Source organism: Pseudomonas sp. GL_117 (assembly GCF_057835125.1).
The window spans coordinates 4709325-4726068 of the sequence record NZ_CM174418.1; the positions used below are offsets into that span (position 1 = coordinate 4709325).

15 protein-coding genes, 3 tRNA genes and 1 riboswitch are annotated in these 16744 nt (G+C 60.0%); of the genes, 4 read left to right on the top strand and 14 right to left on the bottom strand.

From position 1 onward, the window contains the following. Nucleotides 1–186: 186 nt before the first annotated feature. The 3 genes from AC3ISR_RS21350 to AC3ISR_RS21360 all read left to right on the top strand — a co-directional run bounded on the left by AC3ISR_RS21350 (nucleotide 187) and on the right by AC3ISR_RS21360 (nucleotide 1311). Nucleotides 187–414, top strand: a complete 228-nt coding sequence (locus tag AC3ISR_RS21350; protein WP_192300652.1) for a hypothetical protein — start codon at nucleotides 187–189, stop codon at nucleotides 412–414. A gap of 10 nt (nucleotides 415–424) precedes the next feature. After that, nucleotides 425–604: a PA3371 family protein gene (locus tag AC3ISR_RS21355; RefSeq protein ID WP_192300651.1), complete on the top strand. Its 180-nt coding sequence runs from the start codon at nucleotides 425–427 to the stop codon at nucleotides 602–604. A gap of 380 nt (nucleotides 605–984) precedes the next feature. After that, nucleotides 985–1311, top strand: a complete 327-nt coding sequence (locus AC3ISR_RS21360) for an Arc family DNA-binding protein (RefSeq protein ID WP_003193592.1) — start codon at nucleotides 985–987, stop codon at nucleotides 1309–1311. A gap of 103 nt (nucleotides 1312–1414) precedes the next feature. Here the strand turns inward: AC3ISR_RS21360 and mgtE are convergent, their stop codons facing one another. The 8 genes from mgtE to ltaE form a co-directional block, all read right to left on the bottom strand. Further along, nucleotides 1415–2857, bottom strand: coding sequence for a magnesium transporter (mgtE, locus tag AC3ISR_RS21365; RefSeq protein ID WP_192300650.1), 1443 nt, complete (start codon nucleotides 2855–2857; stop codon nucleotides 1415–1417). A gap of 349 nt (nucleotides 2858–3206) precedes the next feature. Then, a tRNA-Arg gene (locus tag AC3ISR_RS21370) sits at nucleotides 3207–3283 on the bottom strand. Between the two features lie 72 nt (nucleotides 3284–3355). Beyond that, nucleotides 3356–3432: transfer RNA gene (locus tag AC3ISR_RS21375), tRNA-Arg, on the bottom strand. A gap of 107 nt (nucleotides 3433–3539) precedes the next feature. Continuing rightward, nucleotides 3540–3630: transfer RNA gene (locus AC3ISR_RS21380), tRNA-Ser, on the bottom strand. 62 nt (nucleotides 3631–3692) lie between these two features. Further along, a complete protein-coding gene (gene csrA, locus AC3ISR_RS21385; RefSeq protein WP_003175645.1) occupies nucleotides 3693–3881 on the bottom strand; it encodes a carbon storage regulator CsrA in 189 nt (62 codons plus the stop codon). A 178-nt stretch (nucleotides 3882–4059) separates the two neighbouring features. Then, the gene (locus tag AC3ISR_RS21390) at nucleotides 4060–5301 is read right to left on the bottom strand and encodes an aspartate kinase (RefSeq protein ID WP_192300649.1); all 1242 of its coding nucleotides are present in this window, start codon (nucleotides 5299–5301) and stop codon (nucleotides 4060–4062) included. A gap of 97 nt (nucleotides 5302–5398) precedes the next feature. Beyond that, nucleotides 5399–8017: an alanine--tRNA ligase gene (gene alaS, locus AC3ISR_RS21395; RefSeq protein ID WP_192300648.1), complete on the bottom strand. Its 2619-nt coding sequence runs from the start codon at nucleotides 8015–8017 to the stop codon at nucleotides 5399–5401. A gap of 146 nt (nucleotides 8018–8163) precedes the next feature. Continuing rightward, nucleotides 8164–9168 carry a low-specificity L-threonine aldolase gene (gene ltaE / locus AC3ISR_RS21400; RefSeq protein ID WP_192300647.1) on the bottom strand — a complete coding sequence of 335 codons (1005 nt, stop codon included), beginning with the start codon at nucleotides 9166–9168 and terminating at the stop codon, nucleotides 8164–8166. A gap of 189 nt (nucleotides 9169–9357) precedes the next feature. Then, nucleotides 9358–9527: riboswitch (FMN riboswitch) on the top strand. Between the two features lie 88 nt (nucleotides 9528–9615). Here ltaE and AC3ISR_RS21405 point away from each other — a divergent pair. Next, nucleotides 9616–10125 carry a 6,7-dimethyl-8-ribityllumazine synthase gene (locus AC3ISR_RS21405; protein ID WP_192300646.1) on the top strand — a complete coding sequence of 170 codons (510 nt, stop codon included), beginning with the start codon at nucleotides 9616–9618 and terminating at the stop codon, nucleotides 10123–10125. A 71-nt stretch (nucleotides 10126–10196) separates the two neighbouring features. Here AC3ISR_RS21405 and astE read toward each other — a convergent pair whose 3' ends face one another. The 6 genes from astE to aruF all read right to left on the bottom strand — a co-directional run bounded on the left by astE (nucleotide 10197) and on the right by aruF (nucleotide 16601). After that, nucleotides 10197–11201 carry a succinylglutamate desuccinylase gene (astE, locus tag AC3ISR_RS21410; protein WP_192300645.1) on the bottom strand — a complete coding sequence of 335 codons (1005 nt, stop codon included), beginning with the start codon at nucleotides 11199–11201 and terminating at the stop codon, nucleotides 10197–10199. A gap of 11 nt (nucleotides 11202–11212) precedes the next feature. Then, nucleotides 11213–11503, bottom strand: coding sequence for a hypothetical protein (locus tag AC3ISR_RS21415; protein ID WP_003214319.1), 291 nt, complete (start codon nucleotides 11501–11503; stop codon nucleotides 11213–11215). A gap of 37 nt (nucleotides 11504–11540) precedes the next feature. Continuing rightward, nucleotides 11541–12887 (bottom strand): N-succinylarginine dihydrolase, encoded by a 1347-nt coding sequence (gene astB, locus AC3ISR_RS21420; RefSeq protein WP_489324423.1) that lies wholly within the window; start codon nucleotides 12885–12887, stop codon nucleotides 11541–11543. 150 nt (nucleotides 12888–13037) lie between these two features. Beyond that, complete coding sequence (gene astD, locus AC3ISR_RS21425; protein WP_489324851.1) at nucleotides 13038–14507, bottom strand: succinylglutamate-semialdehyde dehydrogenase; 1470 nt, start codon at nucleotides 14505–14507, stop codon at nucleotides 13038–13040. After that, the gene (gene astA / locus AC3ISR_RS21430) at nucleotides 14504–15529 is read right to left on the bottom strand and encodes an arginine N-succinyltransferase (protein ID WP_192300643.1); all 1026 of its coding nucleotides are present in this window, start codon (nucleotides 15527–15529) and stop codon (nucleotides 14504–14506) included. The genes astD and astA overlap by 4 nt, the downstream gene beginning before the upstream one ends. A gap of 52 nt (nucleotides 15530–15581) precedes the next feature. Continuing rightward, nucleotides 15582–16601 carry an arginine/ornithine succinyltransferase subunit alpha gene (gene aruF / locus AC3ISR_RS21435; protein WP_003175655.1) on the bottom strand — a complete coding sequence of 340 codons (1020 nt, stop codon included), beginning with the start codon at nucleotides 16599–16601 and terminating at the stop codon, nucleotides 15582–15584. Nucleotides 16602–16744 lie beyond the last annotated feature (143 nt).

The window sequence follows — 16744 nt, forward strand, 5'->3', positions numbered from 1 at the left end:
ACCGGGCACTTGGCGCCATCGTGCAAAATGCATTACCCCAAAATGCCAGCATTGCAAATTGCAATAAAACAGCCCACCAAACTACACTTAAGTAACTGATTTTATTGAATTAAAACCTTGGCACGGGTTCTGCAATACTTCCCTTATAAAACCAACTCGGCCATGCCTGCTGCGGAGAACATGATTATGAACAGCGCCCTTCTGTTAGCTCTCAACACCGCAGCCCTGGCGGCATTGGTGGCCTTCCATTTCCAATCGAACACTAGCGACGACACCGCGCAGCTGCGCCAGCCCGTGCCCCATCATTTGCAACAGCGTCCGCAACTGGCCGTGATGGCCGTCAAACCGCAATCCGACATTCACCTGACCCAGGGCACTCAAGCAGCGCCATCCGCCGAACACTGGGTTTTCTGAGGACGTCCCAATGAACAAGCCCGCCTGGCTGTTTCTCTGCCTGACCCTGGCCAGTGCCATCCTGGGACTGAATGCCAGCGCGCGGGACGTGCAATCCAGCGCATTTATCGCCAGCGGCGTGTTTGCCGGCATTCTGTTGCTGACCCTCATCGTGGGTCGCCGGATCAAATTCGACCCCGTACTGCGTTGACTCCCACCTACCTTATGTCGCCTCGTGCTAGTAAATCGGCAGATTGCCACTAGTCTTAAATTCAAGGGCAAAAGGCCACTTTGCTATACGATGTGCGGCCTAAAACCCTTTTGCGGCCGGGCTTTGCGCGATCATTACTGGATGAAATCCTTCGCCAAAAAGTTTTCCAACCAGTCCGCAAAAATGCAAATCAGTGCTGGCATTAAGCCTTTAGGCAGTTCAATATTTGTCACAGAATTGACGCCAAGGAACTGGCAAATCTGAGGCATGATGCGGCCTCTTTGCAATTCAGGTTGAACTTTGGTCGTGAGCCTTGTCTTAACACTCATCGCTTGCGGCCAATTCCAGAAACCGCTCCCCTGAACTAACCGGTTAAATATATGCGCCCATTGAAACAGGCAATTTATTCCAGCCGTACGGCTGACAAGTTCGTCGTACGTCTGCCAGACGGAATGCGGGAACGCATTGCCGAGGTGGCTCGCAATCATCACCGCAGCATGAACTCCGAAATCATCGCGCGCCTGGAGCAAAGCCTTATTCAGGAAGGTGCGTTGGGCGAAGAGTTGAGCATGCGCCTGGACAGCCCTGAGCTGTCACTGCACGAACGCGAACTGCTGCAGCGTTTTCGTCAGCTCTCCCACCGCCAGCAAAATGCTCTCGTCTCGCTTATCGCGCACGACGTTGAGGCGGCCGCAGAAGCCAATTGATCTGCACCTGAAAGCCGAAGCCAGCCATGTGCTGGCTTTTTTTTGCCTGGGATTTGGGAAGAGGATGCAGCAAGGGGGCAGAGCTGCCCCCATCGGGGTTGGATCAAAGCAGGAAGATCGTTGCCAACCCCAGGAAGATGAAGAAGCCACCACTGTCGGTCATCGCGGTGATCATCACACTGGCACCCATCGCAGGGTCGCGCCCGAGCCGGGCCAGGGTCATGGGGATCAACACACCCATCAAGGCGGCCAGCAGCAGATTGAGGGTCATGGCGGCCGTCATCACGACGCCGAGCGACCAACTGCCGTAGAGCAAGTAAGCCACCACACCAATTACCCCACCCCACACAAGACCGTTGATCAAGCCAACCGCCAGCTCCTTGCGCAGCAAGCGCGATGAATTGGCGGTACTCACCTGATCCAGCGCCATGGCACGCACGATCATGGTAATCGTCTGGTTACCCGAGTTGCCGCCGATGCCGGCCACAATCGGCATCAGCGCCGCAAGGGCCACCAATTTCTCGATCGAGCCCTCGAACAACCCAATCACCCGCGACGCAATAAACGCGGTAATCAGGTTGATCGCCAACCACGCCCAACGGTTATGCAGTGAGCGCCAGACCGATGCAAAAATGTCTTCCTCTTCACGCAAACCCGCCATGTTGAGGACTTCGGTCTCACTTTCCTCACGAATCAAGTCGACCATTTCATCGATGGTCAAACGACCAATCAGCTTGCCGTTCTTGTCGACTACCGGCGCCGAGATCAAGTCGTAACGCTCGAACGCCTGGGCAGCCTCGTACGCATCTTCGTCCGGGTGAAAACTCACCGTGTCGCTGGCCATCAGGTCCGCAACTTTCTTGTCCGGATCATTGACCAGCAAACGCTTGATCGGCAGCACACCCTTGAGAATGCCTTCGTAGTCGACCACGAACAGTTTGTCGGTATGGCCAGGCAGCTCTTTCAGCCGGCGCAGGTAGCGCAGAACCACTTCCAGGCTGACGTCTTCGCGGATGGTGACCATCTCGAAGTCCATCAGGGCGCCGACCTGGTCCTCGTCATAGGACAGCGCGGAGCGCACTCGCTCACGTTGCTGGCCGTCGAGGGCCTCCATCAGCTCGTGCACGACGTCACGCGGCAGCTCAGGGGCCAAGTCAGCGAGTTCGTCGGCGTCCATCTCCTTGGCCGCAGCCAGGAGCTCGTGATCGTCCATGTCGGCGATCAGGGTTTCACGGACCGAGTCGGATACTTCGAGAAGGATGTCGCCGTCGCGGTCAGCCTTGACCAACTGCCAGAGGGTCAGTCGATCATCGAGCGGCAAGGCTTCGAGGATGTAAGCGACGTCGGCGGAGTGCAGATCATCGAGCTTGCGCTGCAACTCGACGAGGTTTTGGCGGTGGACCAGGTTTTCGACGCGGTCGTGGTTCGGACCTTCCTGGCGATGCGTAAGGTCTTCGACCACACGCTGGCGCTGCAGCAGCTCGATGACTTGAGCCAGGCGATCCTGCAGGCTTTCTTGTGTTTTCTTTACTTCTACTTCGGTCATAGGCGAACTCCACTCCCAGCAGCGGGGCACGCCGGAAGGATCAATCAGTCAATTCATGATTGGTAAAACGGGGTACTGAGTAACTACTGGGTAAGTCCATGGAGGTATTCCACAAGCCCCGGCGGGGCTGACGGGCGCAATGATACACCGCCCGACCGCTTTAAACGTTAAAAAACTGGCAAGAACAAGCGCTTGCGAGCAAAAGCTGAGCAATGGCTGGATCTATGAACTGCGACGACGCTGCCCGAAAGGAAAACACATGACGTAGGAGAAAAGATAAAACCCGGGATCATTCCCACACAAACCCCAGACGGCAAAAAGCCCGCACTAGGCGGGCTTTTTGTTTGTATGGTGCACTCGACAGGATTCGAACCTGTGACCGCTCGGTTCGTAGCCGAGTACTCTATCCAGCTGAGCTACGAGTGCAGATTGTGTTTTTAGACCAGATCACAACTGGTTGGAGCCAAGCCACCTGCATTGCTGCAACTGACTCTTAAATGGTGCACTCGACAGGATTCGAACCTGTGACCGCTCGGTTCGTAGCCGAGTACTCTATCCAGCTGAGCTACGAGTGCATTTGTTGCCGCGCATTATAGGCCGTTCAATCTCTATGTAAAGCTATTTTTTCGTTTAATTTCAACAACTTACGAAAAAACCAGATTGCAACGTACTAAGCAAATAATGGCGGAGAACGGGGGATTCGAACCCCCGACACCCTTTTGAGGTGTACTCCCTTAGCAGGGGAGCGCCTTCGGCCACTCGGCCAGCTCTCCGCAACACGGGGCGTATATTAACCACGTTCATCCCCGTTTGCAAACATAAAAAACGATAAAAATTAAAGGCTTGGTTCTTCGTCCTTCTCTTTCTTGATCCGCAGGTAGATTTCCTCACGGTGGACCGCTACCTCTTTCGGAGCGTTAACCCCAATACGCACTTGATTGCCTTTGACGCCGAGCACAGTCACGGTGATTTCGCCATCACCAATAATCAGGCTTTCTGCGCAACGACGAGTCAGAATCAGCATACCTTTCTCCTCACGCATTTCAGTTCAGGAACAACAGTCTGCAAAAAAAAGGCGTTCGACCTACAACCCAAAGGCCATGGCCCTACCCGCCTAAGTATTGTCGAGCCCACGCAAAAGAACATGCGCCCTACAAAAAAAGGAAAGGCGCGGTAAACCGCGCCTTCCTGGCATTACCGCATCACTCGCCCTGTCGGGCCGGAGCGTCGAGCTCGAACGCGGTATGCAGCGCGCGGACAGCCAGTTCCAGGTACTTCTCTTCGATCACCACCGAGACCTTGATCTCCGACGTGGAGATCATCTGGATGTTGATGCTTTCCTTGGCCAGGGCGCCAAACATGCGGCTGGCAACGCCGGCATGGGAACGCATGCCCACGCCCACGATCGACACCTTGGCAATCTTGGTGTCACCCACCACTTCACGCGCGCCAATCTCGCTGGCAGTGTTTTCCAGGATCTTGAACGCCGCATCGTACTCGTTGCGGTGCACGGTGAAGGTGAAATCGGTGGTGTTATCGTGCGAAACGTTCTGCACGATCATGTCGACTTCTACATTCGCATTACTGATCGGGCCGAGAATCTTGAAGGCCACACCCGGGGTGTCTGGCACGCCACGGATGGTCAGCTTGGCTTCATCACGGTTGAAAGCGATACCGGAAATGATCGGCTGTTCCATGGATTCCTCTTCATCAATAGTAATGAGGGTGCCCGGACCCTCTTTGAAGCTGTGCAATACGCGCAGCGGAACGTTGTACTTGCCGGCGAATTCCACCGCACGGATCTGCAACACCTTGGAACCGAGGCTGGCCATTTCCAGCATCTCTTCAAAGGTGATCTTGTCCAGGCGCTGGGCCACGGACACCACACGCGGGTCAGTGGTATAGACGCCATCCACATCGGTGTAGATCTGGCACTCATCAGCCTTGAGAGCCGCTGCCAGCGCCACGCCGGTGGTGTCCGAACCGCCACGCCCGAGGGTGGTGATGTTGCCGTGCTCGTCCACACCCTGGAAGCCGGCTACAACTACCACGCGCCCTGCTTTCAGATCAGCACGAATTTTCTGATCGTCAATCTGCAGGATGCGCGCCTTGGTGTGTGCGCTATCGGTGAGGATGCGCACCTGGCTGCCAGTGTAGGACACCGCCGGCACACCGCGCTTGTTCAGCGCCATGGCCAGCAACGCGATGGTCACCTGCTCGCCGGTAGACACGATCACATCCAGCTCACGCGGCAGCGGCGCTTGATCACCGCTGATAGCCTTGGCCAGGTCGATCAGGCGATTGGTCTCGCCGCTCATGGCCGACAGCACCACCACCAGGTCGTCGCCGGCATCGCGGAATTTCTTAACCTTGTCGGCCACCTGCTCGATCCGTTCGACGGAGCCGACCGAGGTGCCTCCAAATTTCTGTACGATCAAAGCCATTTCTAAGCCGCCTCAGCCCGTAAAGGGGCGCCCAATAAACAAATCTTCCAGCACCGGAGCGAGCCCATGACTAGACCATGGGCTCAATCATGGCGCCTTAAATACCCGCCTCGACAAACGGCACGGTCAGGGCCAGGGCCGCGTCCAGGGCACCGGCGTCTACACCACCGCCTTGCGCCATGTCCGGACGACCACCACCCTTCCCGCCCACTGCCGCAGCGGCTTGTTTCATCAAATCACCGGCCTTGAGTTGGCCAGTCAGGTCCTTGGTTACACCGGCAACCAGAACGACCTTATCCTCATGGACACCGCCGAGCAGGATCACTGCGCGGCCGAGCTTGTTCTTCAACTGATCGACCAAGGCCAACAGCGCCTTGCCGTCCTGACCGTCCAGGCGCGCGGCCAGGACTTTCACGTCCTTGACGTCCACCGCAGAAGCCGACAGATCGTCGCCCGCCGCACTGGCTGCCTTGGCTTGCAACTGCTCCAGCTGTTTCTCCAGGGCGCGGTTGCGCTCCAGTACGGCGGACAGCTTGTCGATCAGGTTGTCGCGGCTGCCCTTGACCAGGCTGGCCGCTTCCTTGAGTTGTTCTTCGGCCGCATTGAGGTAGGCCAGGGCCGCAGCACCGGTCACTGCCTCGATACGCCGCACACCGGACGCCACACCACCTTCGCTGATGATTTTCAGCAGGGCGATGTCGCCGGTGCGGTTGGCGTGGATACCGCCACACAGTTCCACCGAGAAATCACCGCCCATGCTCAGTACGCGCACGCTGTCGCCGTACTTCTCGCCGAACAGCGCCATGGCGCCCTTGGCCTTGGCGGTCTCGATGTCGGTTTCTTCGGTTTGCACCGGGGTGTTCTTGCGGATCTCGGCGTTGACGATGTCTTCCAGGGCCTTGATCTGCTCCGGCTTGATCGCTTCGAAGTGGCTGAAGTCGAAACGCAGGCGCTGGCTATCGACCAACGAGCCCTTCTGCTGGACGTGATCGCCCAGCACCTGACGCAGTGCAGCGTGCAGCAAGTGAGTGGCCGAGTGGTTCAGCGCCGTGGCGTGGCGCACGTTGGCGTCGACCTGAGTGTCGACCGGCGCACCAACGGTCAGGTTGCCCAGCACCAACTTGCCGTGATGCAGGAACGCACCGCCGGTCTTGGTGGTGTCGCGCACTTCAAACCGACCGGACGTCGAACTGAGGAAACCACAGTCACCAACCTGGCCACCGGACTCGGCGTAGAACGGCGTCTGGTCCAGGACTACTACCGCCTCCTCGCCTTCGTTCAACACGTCGACCGACTTGCCGTCTTTATAAATGGCGACGATCTTGGCCGAGCCCACGGTAGCGCTATAGCCGGTGAACTCGGTCGGCACATCAACCTTGACCAAGGTGTTGTAGTCCAGGCCAAAGGAACTGGCGGAACGTGCACGCACACGCTGGGCTTCCATCTCGCGCTCAAAACCGGCTTCATCGATGGTCAGCTCGCGCTCACGGGCGATGTCGGCAGTCAGGTCCATCGGGAAGCCGTAGGTGTCGTACAGCTTGAACACCACGTCGCCCGGCACCACGGTGCCTTTGAGCCCGGCCAGATCCTGCTCGAGGATTTTCAGGCCGTGCTCGAGGGTCTTGGAGAACTGCTCTTCTTCAGCCTTGAGCACGCGCTCGATATTACCTTGCTGCTGCTTGAGCTCCGGGAAGGCGTCGCCCATCTCGGCAACCAGTGCGGCGACGATCTTGTAGAAGAAGCTGCCAGTGGCGCCCAGCTTGTTACCGTGGCGGCAGGCGCGGCGGATGATGCGGCGCAGCACATATCCACGGCCTTCGTTCGACGGCAGCACGCCATCGGCGATCAGGAAGCCGCAGGAACGGATGTGATCGGACACCACCTTGAGCGAAGACTGGTTGTCATTGGCACAGCCAATGGCCGCCGCCGAGGCGCTCAGCAGGTTGGTGAACAGGTCGATTTCGTAGTTGGAATGCACGTGCTGCATCACCGCACTGATCCGCTCCAGGCCCATGCCGGTGTCGACCGACGGCGCTGGCAACGGATGCAACACGCCGTCGGCGGTGCGGTTGAACTGCATGAATACGTTGTTCCAGATCTCGATGTAGCGGTCACCGTCTTCTTCCGGCGAGCCTGGCGGGCCACCCCAGATGTCGGCGCCGTGGTCGTAGAAGATCTCGGTGCAAGGGCCGCACGGGCCGGTATCGCCCATGGTCCAGAAGTTGTCGGAAGCGTACGGCGCGCCTTTGTTGTCGCCGATACGGATCATGCGCTCTTCAGGCACGCCGATTTGCTGGGTCCAGATGTCATACGCTTCGTCGTCCGTCGCATAGACGGTGACCCAGAGCTTTTCTTTGGGCAGCTTCAACACGCCGGTCAGGAAGGTCCAGGCGAAGGTGATCGCATCTTTCTTGAAATAGTCGCCAAAGCTGAAGTTGCCCAGCATTTCGAAGAAGGTGTGGTGACGAGCGGTGTAACCGACGTTTTCCAAGTCGCTGTTCTTGCCGCCGGCACGCACGCACTTCTGGCTGCTGGTGGCACGGGTGTACGCGCGTTTTTCCTGGCCCAGGAAGCAGTCCTTGAACTGGTTCATCCCCGCGTTAGTGAACAGCAGGGTTGGGTCATTGCCTGGGATCAAAGAGCTGGAGGAGACACGGGTGTGACCTTGCTCTTCGAAGAAGCGAAGGAAGGCTTCACGGATTTCTGCGCTTTTCATTAGGTTCTTCCACGGAGGCTGCGGCCAAAGGCCAGTGCGCAACATCATCAGACGGAGCGACGGCAAAGGGCCGCATTATATCGGCCCTTTGCCGGTGGTACAGCGTGTTTATACGATTGAAAGGTTCAATTGGACGGTCTGCAGGGTCATTTGCGCGAAAATTCGACGAATGTCGCCAGCACCTGCTCGATCTGCGCGCGGCTCACATCCAAATGGGTGACCATGCGCAGACGCGGCGCGGCACTCAACTTGATCCCGCGCTCGGCCGCGAACGCCTTCAGTGCCTGGGCCTGGTCGCCGACCTGCACGTAGACCATGTTGGTCTGCACCGGCTCCACTTCATAGCCAGCCTTGCGCAACTCGTCCCCCAGCCATTGGGCGTTGGCGTGGTCGTCGGCCAGGCGCTGTACCTGATGATCCAATGCATACAGCCCCGCCGCCGCCAGTGAGCCGGCCTGGCGCATGCCGCCGCCAACCATCTTGCGCAGGCGTCGCGCCTTGGCGATCAACGCCGTCGAACCACAGAGCACTGAGCCAATCGGCGCGCCGAGGCCTTTGGACAGGCACACCGAAACCGAATCGAAATGCTGGGCGATTTCCCGCGCATCCACCCCCAGCTTGACCGCAGCGTTATAGATCCGCGCACCGTCCAGGTGCAGCGCCAGGCCATGCTCACGGGTGAACGCCCGCGCCTTGGCCAGGTACGCCAGCGGCAAAACCTTGCCCTGCATGGTGTTTTCCAGCGCCAGCAGGCGAGTGCGGGCGAAGTGGAAGTCGTCCGGCTTGATCGCCGCCAGCACCTCGTGCAAATCCAGTGAACCGTCCGCCTGCACTTCCAGCGGCTGCGGCTGGATCGAACCGAGCACCGCCGCGCCACCGCCTTCGTATTTGTAGGTGTGGGCTTGCTGGCCGACGATGTACTCCTCGCCGCGCTCACAATGGGCCATCAACGCCAGCAGGTTGCTCATGGTGCCGGTGGGCACGAACAACGCGGCTTCAAAGCCCAGGCGCCTGGCCATTTCGGCTTCCAGATGGTTGACGCTGGGGTCTTCGCCGTACACGTCATCGCCGCTGGCGGCAGTGGCCATCGCGTCTCGCATGCCGGGGGTGGGTTGGGTCACGGTGTCGCTGCGCAGGTCGATCACAGACATGAAACGGGCCTCTAAGGGTTGGATAAGTCCTTTTGAAGGTCATTACTGCGGGCAACGCCGCAGAATATCAAGCCCCAGGTCTATTCAATCGAATACCAACCAAACAAACCGATATAGCCTATCGATACGACAGCCGTGCAGTTTTTGAAAAACCATGATAAAAACTCTCCGCCGCCAGGGTTCTGGCGGCAACGTTCTCAGGGCGGGGTGCAATTCCCCACCGGCGGTAATTACACGCAATGTGTATAGCCCGCGAGCGCTTGGCGCCTCGAACTGCTCACGCGGGACGGCACCAAGGTCAGCAGACCCGGTGTGATCCCGGGGCCGACGGTCATAGTCCGGATGAAGAGAGAACGGGATTGGCACCTAAGGGCCGCTTGTCTTGCGTACCCTTAAATCCCATTCGATTCATAACGCCCTGTTTTTTTCTTAAACAGGAGTCAGAACATGCAACCCACCGCAATCGACAGCAAAAGCAAAAACCATCACGGCGAGCGCGTCGCGTTTATCCAGGCCTGCTGGCACAAGGAAATTGTCGACCAATCGCGCAAAGGCTTCCTCGCCGAAATGATCGCCCAGGGCTACCAGGAGTCGGACATCGATTTCTTTGAAGTCGGCGGCGCCTTTGAAATGCCCCTGCACGCCAAGCTGCTGGCCAAGACCGGCCGCTACGCCGGTATCGTTGCCGCCGCGCTGGTGGTGGACGGTGGCATCTACCGTCACGAATTCGTCGCCCAATCGGTAGTGAGCGGCCTGATGCAGGTTCAGCTGGAAACCGAAGTGCCGGTGTTCTCGGTGTCCCTGACGCCGCATCACTTCCACGCGGGCAGCGAGCACCAGACCTTCTTCTACGAGCACTTCGTACACAAAGGCCAGGAAGCGGCACGCACCTGCGCTGACACGCTGCACAAGGTCCGTGCGATCCGTCGCAGCGAGCCACGGGCCGTAGCGGTCTAAGTCACAGCACAAAACCCAATGTAGGAGCGGGCCTGCCCGCTCCCACATTGGACGGCGTTAAACCTCAAGCACTACACCAAGCCGGCATCCGTCGTCGGCACAATCAGAATCCCGGCGCGCAAGCCGTTCTTCACCTTCGGGTTGGGAAAGATAATGCGTGCGCCCTCCTCTTCGATCACCCAACGGGTCTTGGCCACGTCTTCGGCCAGCAGGTAGCCCTTTTCCAACTCCGAGAAGTTTTCCACGTCCGCCGGCAAGTGCAGCAGGAAGGTATCGCTGTGCTTGATCACTTCCCGCGCCACGGCGAACAGCTTCAGGCCGTCAAGGCTGTCGGTCTCAGGCTCGGTGCCTTCGATGATCTGCTTGAGGCGCGCCTCCAGGCGCGACACGTCCACCCCCTGGTTCTGCCCGAACGGCCGCGCCTTGCCCAACTCCAGGGTGAAGGCTTCGGCGTCGAGCTGCTCGTAGGTAAAGGCGGTGAAGGTGATCGAAGTCTTGTTCTGCAACAGCACAGCTTCCATGCCGGCGGCGCGCAGACGCGCCAGCTCTCGGCGCGAATGCTGGCGCCCGGCCTTCCACGGGTACAGCGCAAACTGCTCGATCTTCGAGCCACGAATCGCGGTATGCAGGTCGTAATGCAGGCGCGCACGGCCCGGCTGGCTGAAGAAGCTGCGGGCCAATTGCTCCAGCTCGGCGGCGCGCATGGCCTCCGGGCCGATGTTTTGTTCGTGCCGGCCGTTGAACAGCCGGTTGACGTCCAGTTCCAGGTAACGCTCACCGCGACGCATGGCCTCGGGGTTGCCGAACAGGAACAGAATACGGTTGCGGGGTTTGATCTCCCCGCGGGCGATGCCATGCAACAGGCGGTCGAGCAGTTCGATCGGCGCGGTTTCGTTGCCATGGATCCCGGACGACAGCAGCAGGTCGCTGCCGTTGTCCTGGGCCTGCGGTGGGCGCACTTCAAGCGCGCCCTCGCTGAGCCAGCGCATCTGCACGCCGCCGACAGTCAGTTGAATTTTTTGCGCCGGTTCGCGACCGGCGAGGGTCAGTTCAAGCAGTTTGCCGAGGGCGAGCATAGAGCGCTTCCTTAGTGGTTGCAGCCTGGGCCGTGGACGTGATCGTCGTCATCACCTTCGACGTCGGCCGGTTCCATTTCCAGTTGCAGGCTCATCAGGTTGGTGGCCAATGGGCGCATCAGCAGGTTGGCGTATTCGGCGTCGCCTTCTTCCACGTCCACGCCGATCAGCAGTTGGCCGCGGCCGTCGTGCTGGATCCAGATTTCCTTGCCCTGCCACACCACGGCAACGCGGGTGCAGGAGGTTTCCAGCTGGGTGCCGTCGGTGTCTTCAAGGATCAGTTTGAGGGTGTCGGTGGTCATAAATAGTCTCAGCCAAAGGTCGTAATAGAAGGTGGCGTTAATTGATCTGGAAAGGATAAACCGAGCCCAGTTTAAGGATTTGCGTCAGTTCATCCAGTGCCGTCCGGCATTCAAGCAACAATTGCGGGTCAGCCAGGTCGGTTTCGCGCAGGCTGTCGCGGTAGTGCTTGCCGACCCATTGGGTCAGGGTGTCGTACAACGGCGCGGTCATGATAACCCCTGGGTTCACCGCTGCCAGCTCGGTTTCGTTCAATGCCACGCGCAAACGCAGGCACGCCGGGCCACCGCCGTTCTGCATGCTTTGCTTGAGGTCGAACACCTTCACTTCGCGGATCAGCCCACCGGAGGCGGTCAGGCCTTGCAGGTAAGTCCAGACGCGTTCGTTGGCGCGGCATTCTTCCGGCACGATCAGCAGCATCGAGCCGTCAGCGCGGGTCAGCAACTGGCTATTGAACAGGTAGGAACGTACCGCGTCCTCGACGCTGACCAGGGCACGCGGTACGCACACCGATTGGAAGTTGCCGCCCAGCTTGCCCAACTTGGCTTGCAGCTCAGCGAGCATCTGCTCGGTATTGAGGAACGCGTCCTCGTGATAGAACAGCACTTCGCCGTTGCCCACCGCGATCACATCGTTGTGGAACACGCCGGCATCGATCACCGCAGGGTTCTGCTGGGCGTAGACCACGCCTTCGTCCTTCAGGCCATGCAGTCGTGCAACGGCCCGGGACGCTTCCAGTGTCTGGCGCGCCGGATACTTCTGCGGCGCCGGAAAACGGCTGTCAAACGCACTGCGACCGAACACAAAGAACTCGACGCCGGCCTCACCATATTCACGGCACAAACGCGTGTGGTTGGCCGCGCCTTCGTCGCCGAACTGCGCTACCGCCGGCAACGCGGCGTGGTGGGCGAAGTGCTTCTGATCGGCAAACATCGCCCCCAGCACGCGGCTGGTGGTCGGGTGCTCGATGCTGCGGTGGTATTTGCAGTTGAGGTTCGCGGCGGTGAAATGCACGCGACCATCCGCGGTGTCGGCACTCGGGCTGACCGTGGCGGCGTTGGCGACCCACATGCTCGATGCCGAGCAGCTTGCCACCAACAGAGGCATCGCATCCTTGGCGGCTTGCTGGATGACCTGTGCGTCGCTGCCGCTGAAGCCTAAGTTGCGCAAGGCTGCCACATCAGGACGCTCCTGGGGCGCCAGCACGCCTTGCACAAAGCCCATGTCCATCAGGGCCTTCATTTTCTGCAAGCCCTGCAACGCCGCTTCCTTGGGGTTGGAATGCTGTTGGCTGTTGCTCTGGGACGCGACGTTGCCGAAGGACAAACCGCCGTAGTTATGGGTCGGCCCCACTAGACCGTCAAAATTGACTTCATAGGATTTCATCGGCGAGGCTCCACGAACATCTGTTTTTATAGGCAATCTTCAACACAACAGAGATCAAATGTGGGAGCGGGCTTGCTCGCGAATGCGGTGAGTCAGGCACCTGATGCATCAACTGACAGACTGCTTTCGCGAGCAAGCCCGCTCCCACGTTTAGATCAGTGTTATCCCAGGAGTCAGGGTTGCTGGAACAACCAATGATGGAGTTTCCAGCGACGCCACCGGATACGCACAATAATCCGCCGCGTAATACGCACTGGCGCGATGGTTGCCCGACGCCCCTACCCCACCGAACGGTGCGGTACTCGCCGCGCCGGTCAGTTGCTTGTTCCAATTGACGATCCCGGCGCGGCTTTCCAGCCAGAACTGCTGGTAACGCGCTTCGCAATCCGACAACAAACCCGCGGCCAGGCCGTACTGGGTGTTGTTGGCCTCGGCAATCGCCGCCGCGAAATCAGCGTAGCGAATCACCTGCAACAGCGGGCCGAACAGTTCTTCGTCTGCGTGCTCGGTCACACCGGTCACGTCGATGATGCCGGGCGTCAACAGCGCGGCCTGAGCCTGCGGCTGGGTCATTTCCAGCAACGCCACGGCGCCGTTGGCCAGCATCAGCTCCTGGGCCTCCATCAACGCCTTGGCCGCTGCCAGGGAAATCACCGAGCCCATGAACGGCGCGGGTTGCTGGTCGAATGCCCCCACTTCAATCGTCGAACTCACAGCGACCAGCCGCGCCAGCAGCGCATCGCCCCACGCGCCTTGCGGCACCAGCAGGCGCCGGGCGCAGGTGCAGCGCTGGCCAGCCGAGATAAACGCCGACTGGATAATGGTGTAGACCGCCGCATCCACGTCGGCCACTTCGTCGACCACCAGCGGGTTGTTGCCGCCCATTTCCAGCGCCAGGATCTTGTCCGGGCGCCCGGAGAATTGCTGGTGCAGATGATTGCCGGTGCGGCTGGAGCCGGTGAAGAACAACCCGTCGATCCCGGGGTTGGCCGCCAGCGCGATCCCGGTTTCCCGAGCACCTTGCAGCAGGTTCAACACACCCACCGGCAAACCGGCTTCGATCCAGCACTGCACGGTCAGCTCGGCGACCTTGGGGGTCAGCTCGCTGGGTTTGAACAGTACGGTATTGCCCGCCAGCAACGCCGGGACGATATGCCCGTTAGGCAAATGGCCGGGGAAGTTATACGGGCCAAACACCGCCACCACACCGTGGGGTTTGTGGCGCAACACCGCAGTGGCGTCGCCCAGGGGGCCGCTCTTCTCGCCGGTGCGCTCGCGGTAGCTTTGCACCGAGATCGCGATCTTGTTGGCCATGCTGGTGACTTCGGTGGCCGACTCCCACAGCGGCTTGCCAGTTTCCTCACCGATGCAACGGGCGATTTCATCAGCGCGTTTCTTCAGGGTAGCCGCGAAGGCTTCCAGTACACCGATGCGCTCTTCCAGCGGGCGCCGGGCCCAGGCCGGGAACGCCTGGCGCGCAGCCTGCACGGCAGACTCGACCTGCTCGGCAGTGGCGCCGTTGCCGGCCCACAGCACCTGCTGGGTCACGGGGTTGCGCGATTCAAACAGTTCACCCTGGCCAGCCAGCCAGCTACCTGCGATATACAGCGAATTCATTATTTCGACTCCCGAGCAGCAGACAACGGTACGGCACGCACTTGATCACCCACCACCAGCTGCAGGCGCTTGGCGGTCTGCGGATCGACCACCAGCGTGCCGGCCGCCAGACGGGCCGGAGCGGCGGTGATGCGGCACTCCTCGCGCTTGCGGTTATGGATCAGGAACGGCGTGGCATCCTCCCCCGGCGTGCCAATCGCCAGCACCAGGGCCTGGCTGTCGCGCACCGCACGGATCTTGCTGGTCTCGCACTCCACCGCCGGGCCTGCGTCGAAGATGTCGACGTAGCCCTGGTAGCTGAAACCTTCACTCTTGAGCATGCTCAGCGCCGGTTCGGTATCCGGGTGGACCTTGCCGATCACGTTGCGCGCATCCTCGGAAAGGAAGCAGCTGTACAGCGGAAATTTCGGCATCAGTTCGGCGATAAAGGCCTTGTTGCCGACCCCGGTGAGGTAATCGGCCTGGCTGAATTCCATCTTGAAGAAGTGTCGCCCCAGGCTTTCCCAGAACGGCGAACGCCCGGCGTCATTGGACACCCCGCGCATCTCGGCGATGATCTTGTTGCCGAACAGTTGCGGGAACTCGGCGATAAACAGCATGCGCGCCTTGGCCAGCATGCGACCGTTGAGGCCGGTGCGGTAATCGGCGTGCAGGAACAACGAGCACAGCTCGGAATTGCCGGTGAGGTCGTTGGCCAGGAACAGCGTCGGGATCTCACGGTAGATATTCAGCTCCTGGGAGGCGCTGACCGTCAGGCCGACCCGGAAGTTGTACCAGGGCTCACGCAGGCCGACGGCGCCAGCGATGGCGGAAATACCCACCACGCGGCCTTCGTCGTTTTCCAGCACGAACAGGTAGTCGGCATCGCCGCGCCCGGCGTCGCCGCGAAAGGTTTTTTCGGCCCAGCCCACGCGGTGGGTCAGGCGCTCTTCGTTGGCCGGCAAGGTGGTGAGGCCGGTGCCGGTGCTGCGCGCCAGATCAATCAGGGCCGGTAAGTCGCTGCTGCGTACGGGACGAACGATCATGCTATCTCCTCAGACGGGCCGCTCTGTTCGAGCCACCCGCGAAACTCTGCTTTTAAACCGCGACCAGGCGCACGCTCGCGCCTTCGCCGACGCCCAACGCTTCGGCCGCTGCCAGGTCCAGGGTGACTGGCTTGCCCGGTGCGTAGTCCAGTTCCAGCATCACCGCGCGGTAATCCTGCAACTGCGCATTGCTCACCAGGTACTGGCGACCGACCCCCTTGACCATCTCGCCGATCTTCACCGGCACCACGCGGCTCTGGGCAATCGAACGAATGCCCGAAACCCGCGCGTGCAGCGTCGGGCCACCGTCGAAGATGTCGATGTAATGGTCGGTCTCGAAACCTTCGCGCATCAGGATGTCGAAGGTGATCTGCGCACGCGGGTGCACCTGGCCCATGGCTTCCTGGGCTTCGTCCGGCAACAGCGGCACATAGATCGGGTAATGGGGCATCAGCTCGGCGAGGAAGGTGCGGCTTTTCAGCCCGCACAAGCGCTCGGCGGCGGCGTAGTTGAGGTCGAAGAAGTTGCGACCGATGGCGTCCCAGAACGGCGAGTCACCGTTCTCGTCGCTGTAGCCGACGATCTCGGTCACCACCGAGTCGGCAAAGCGCTCGGGGTGGCTGGCGACGAACAGCAGGCGGCCACGGGAATTGAGTTCCGACCACGGCGAACCGACCAGCTCGGGCACCACGTAGAAACTGGTGAGCAGGCTGTTGCCGGTGAGGTCGTGGCATTGGGAAAGCACGTGGATCTTGTTGTGGATCTTCAGCTCGCGGGAAGCGTGCACGAAGGTCTCGTTACGAAAACTGTAGAAAGGTTCCGAGTAACCGGCCGAGGCGACGATGGCCGAGCAACCGGCGAGCTTGCCGGTCTCGGTGTCTTCGAGCACGAAGAAATAGCTTTCTTCACCGTTGAAACTGACCTCGGCCGCGAAGGACGCTTCACTGGCGGCGATCTTGTCGCTGAGGCGCTCGACGTCATCCGGCAGGGAGGTGACACCAATCGGGCTGTCCGCAGCCAGACGCTGTACCTCGCCCAGATCAGCCATTTGCGCGGGGCGCATCACCAGCATGGTGTCACTCCTTAACTCGAAAAACTTGCAGGAAAAAATGCCGGACACAGTCTTGAAACCCGTGAGGTCAGGTGTGGGAGCGGGCTTGCTCGCGAAAGCGGTGTGTCATTCAACATTTGAAGTGACTGAACCACTGCATTCGC

Excerpts from the sequence above, each read along its gene's own strand:
- AC3ISR_RS21350 (WP_192300652.1), top strand. The coding sequence starts at position 187 with ATGAACAGCGCCCTTCTGTTAGCTCTCAACACCGCAGCCCTGGCGGCA.
- AC3ISR_RS21355 (WP_192300651.1), top strand. The coding sequence starts at position 425 with ATGAACAAGCCCGCCTGGCTGTTTCTCTGCCTGACCCTGGCCAGTGCC.
- AC3ISR_RS21360 (WP_003193592.1), top strand. The coding sequence starts at position 985 with ATGCGCCCATTGAAACAGGCAATTTATTCCAGCCGTACGGCTGACAAG.
- mgtE (WP_192300650.1), bottom strand. The coding sequence starts at position 2,857 with ATGACCGAAGTAGAAGTAAAGAAAACACAAGAAAGCCTGCAGGATCGC.
- csrA (WP_003175645.1), bottom strand. The coding sequence starts at position 3,881 with ATGCTGATTCTGACTCGTCGTTGCGCAGAAAGCCTGATTATTGGTGAT.
- AC3ISR_RS21390 (WP_192300649.1), bottom strand. The coding sequence starts at position 5,301 with ATGGCTTTGATCGTACAGAAATTTGGAGGCACCTCGGTCGGCTCCGTC.
- alaS (WP_192300648.1), bottom strand. The coding sequence starts at position 8,017 with ATGAAAAGCGCAGAAATCCGTGAAGCCTTCCTTCGCTTCTTCGAAGAG.
- ltaE (WP_192300647.1), bottom strand. The coding sequence starts at position 9,168 with ATGTCTGTGATCGACCTGCGCAGCGACACCGTGACCCAACCCACCCCC.
- AC3ISR_RS21405 (WP_192300646.1), top strand. The coding sequence starts at position 9,616 with ATGCAACCCACCGCAATCGACAGCAAAAGCAAAAACCATCACGGCGAG.
- astE (WP_192300645.1), bottom strand. The coding sequence starts at position 11,201 with ATGCTCGCCCTCGGCAAACTGCTTGAACTGACCCTCGCCGGTCGCGAA.
- AC3ISR_RS21415 (WP_003214319.1), bottom strand. The coding sequence starts at position 11,503 with ATGACCACCGACACCCTCAAACTGATCCTTGAAGACACCGACGGCACC.
- astB (WP_489324423.1), bottom strand. The coding sequence starts at position 12,887 with ATGAAATCCTATGAAGTCAATTTTGACGGTCTAGTGGGGCCGACCCAT.
- astA (WP_192300643.1), bottom strand. The coding sequence starts at position 15,529 with ATGATCGTTCGTCCCGTACGCAGCAGCGACTTACCGGCCCTGATTGAT.
- aruF (WP_003175655.1), bottom strand. The coding sequence starts at position 16,601 with ATGCTGGTGATGCGCCCCGCGCAAATGGCTGATCTGGGCGAGGTACAG.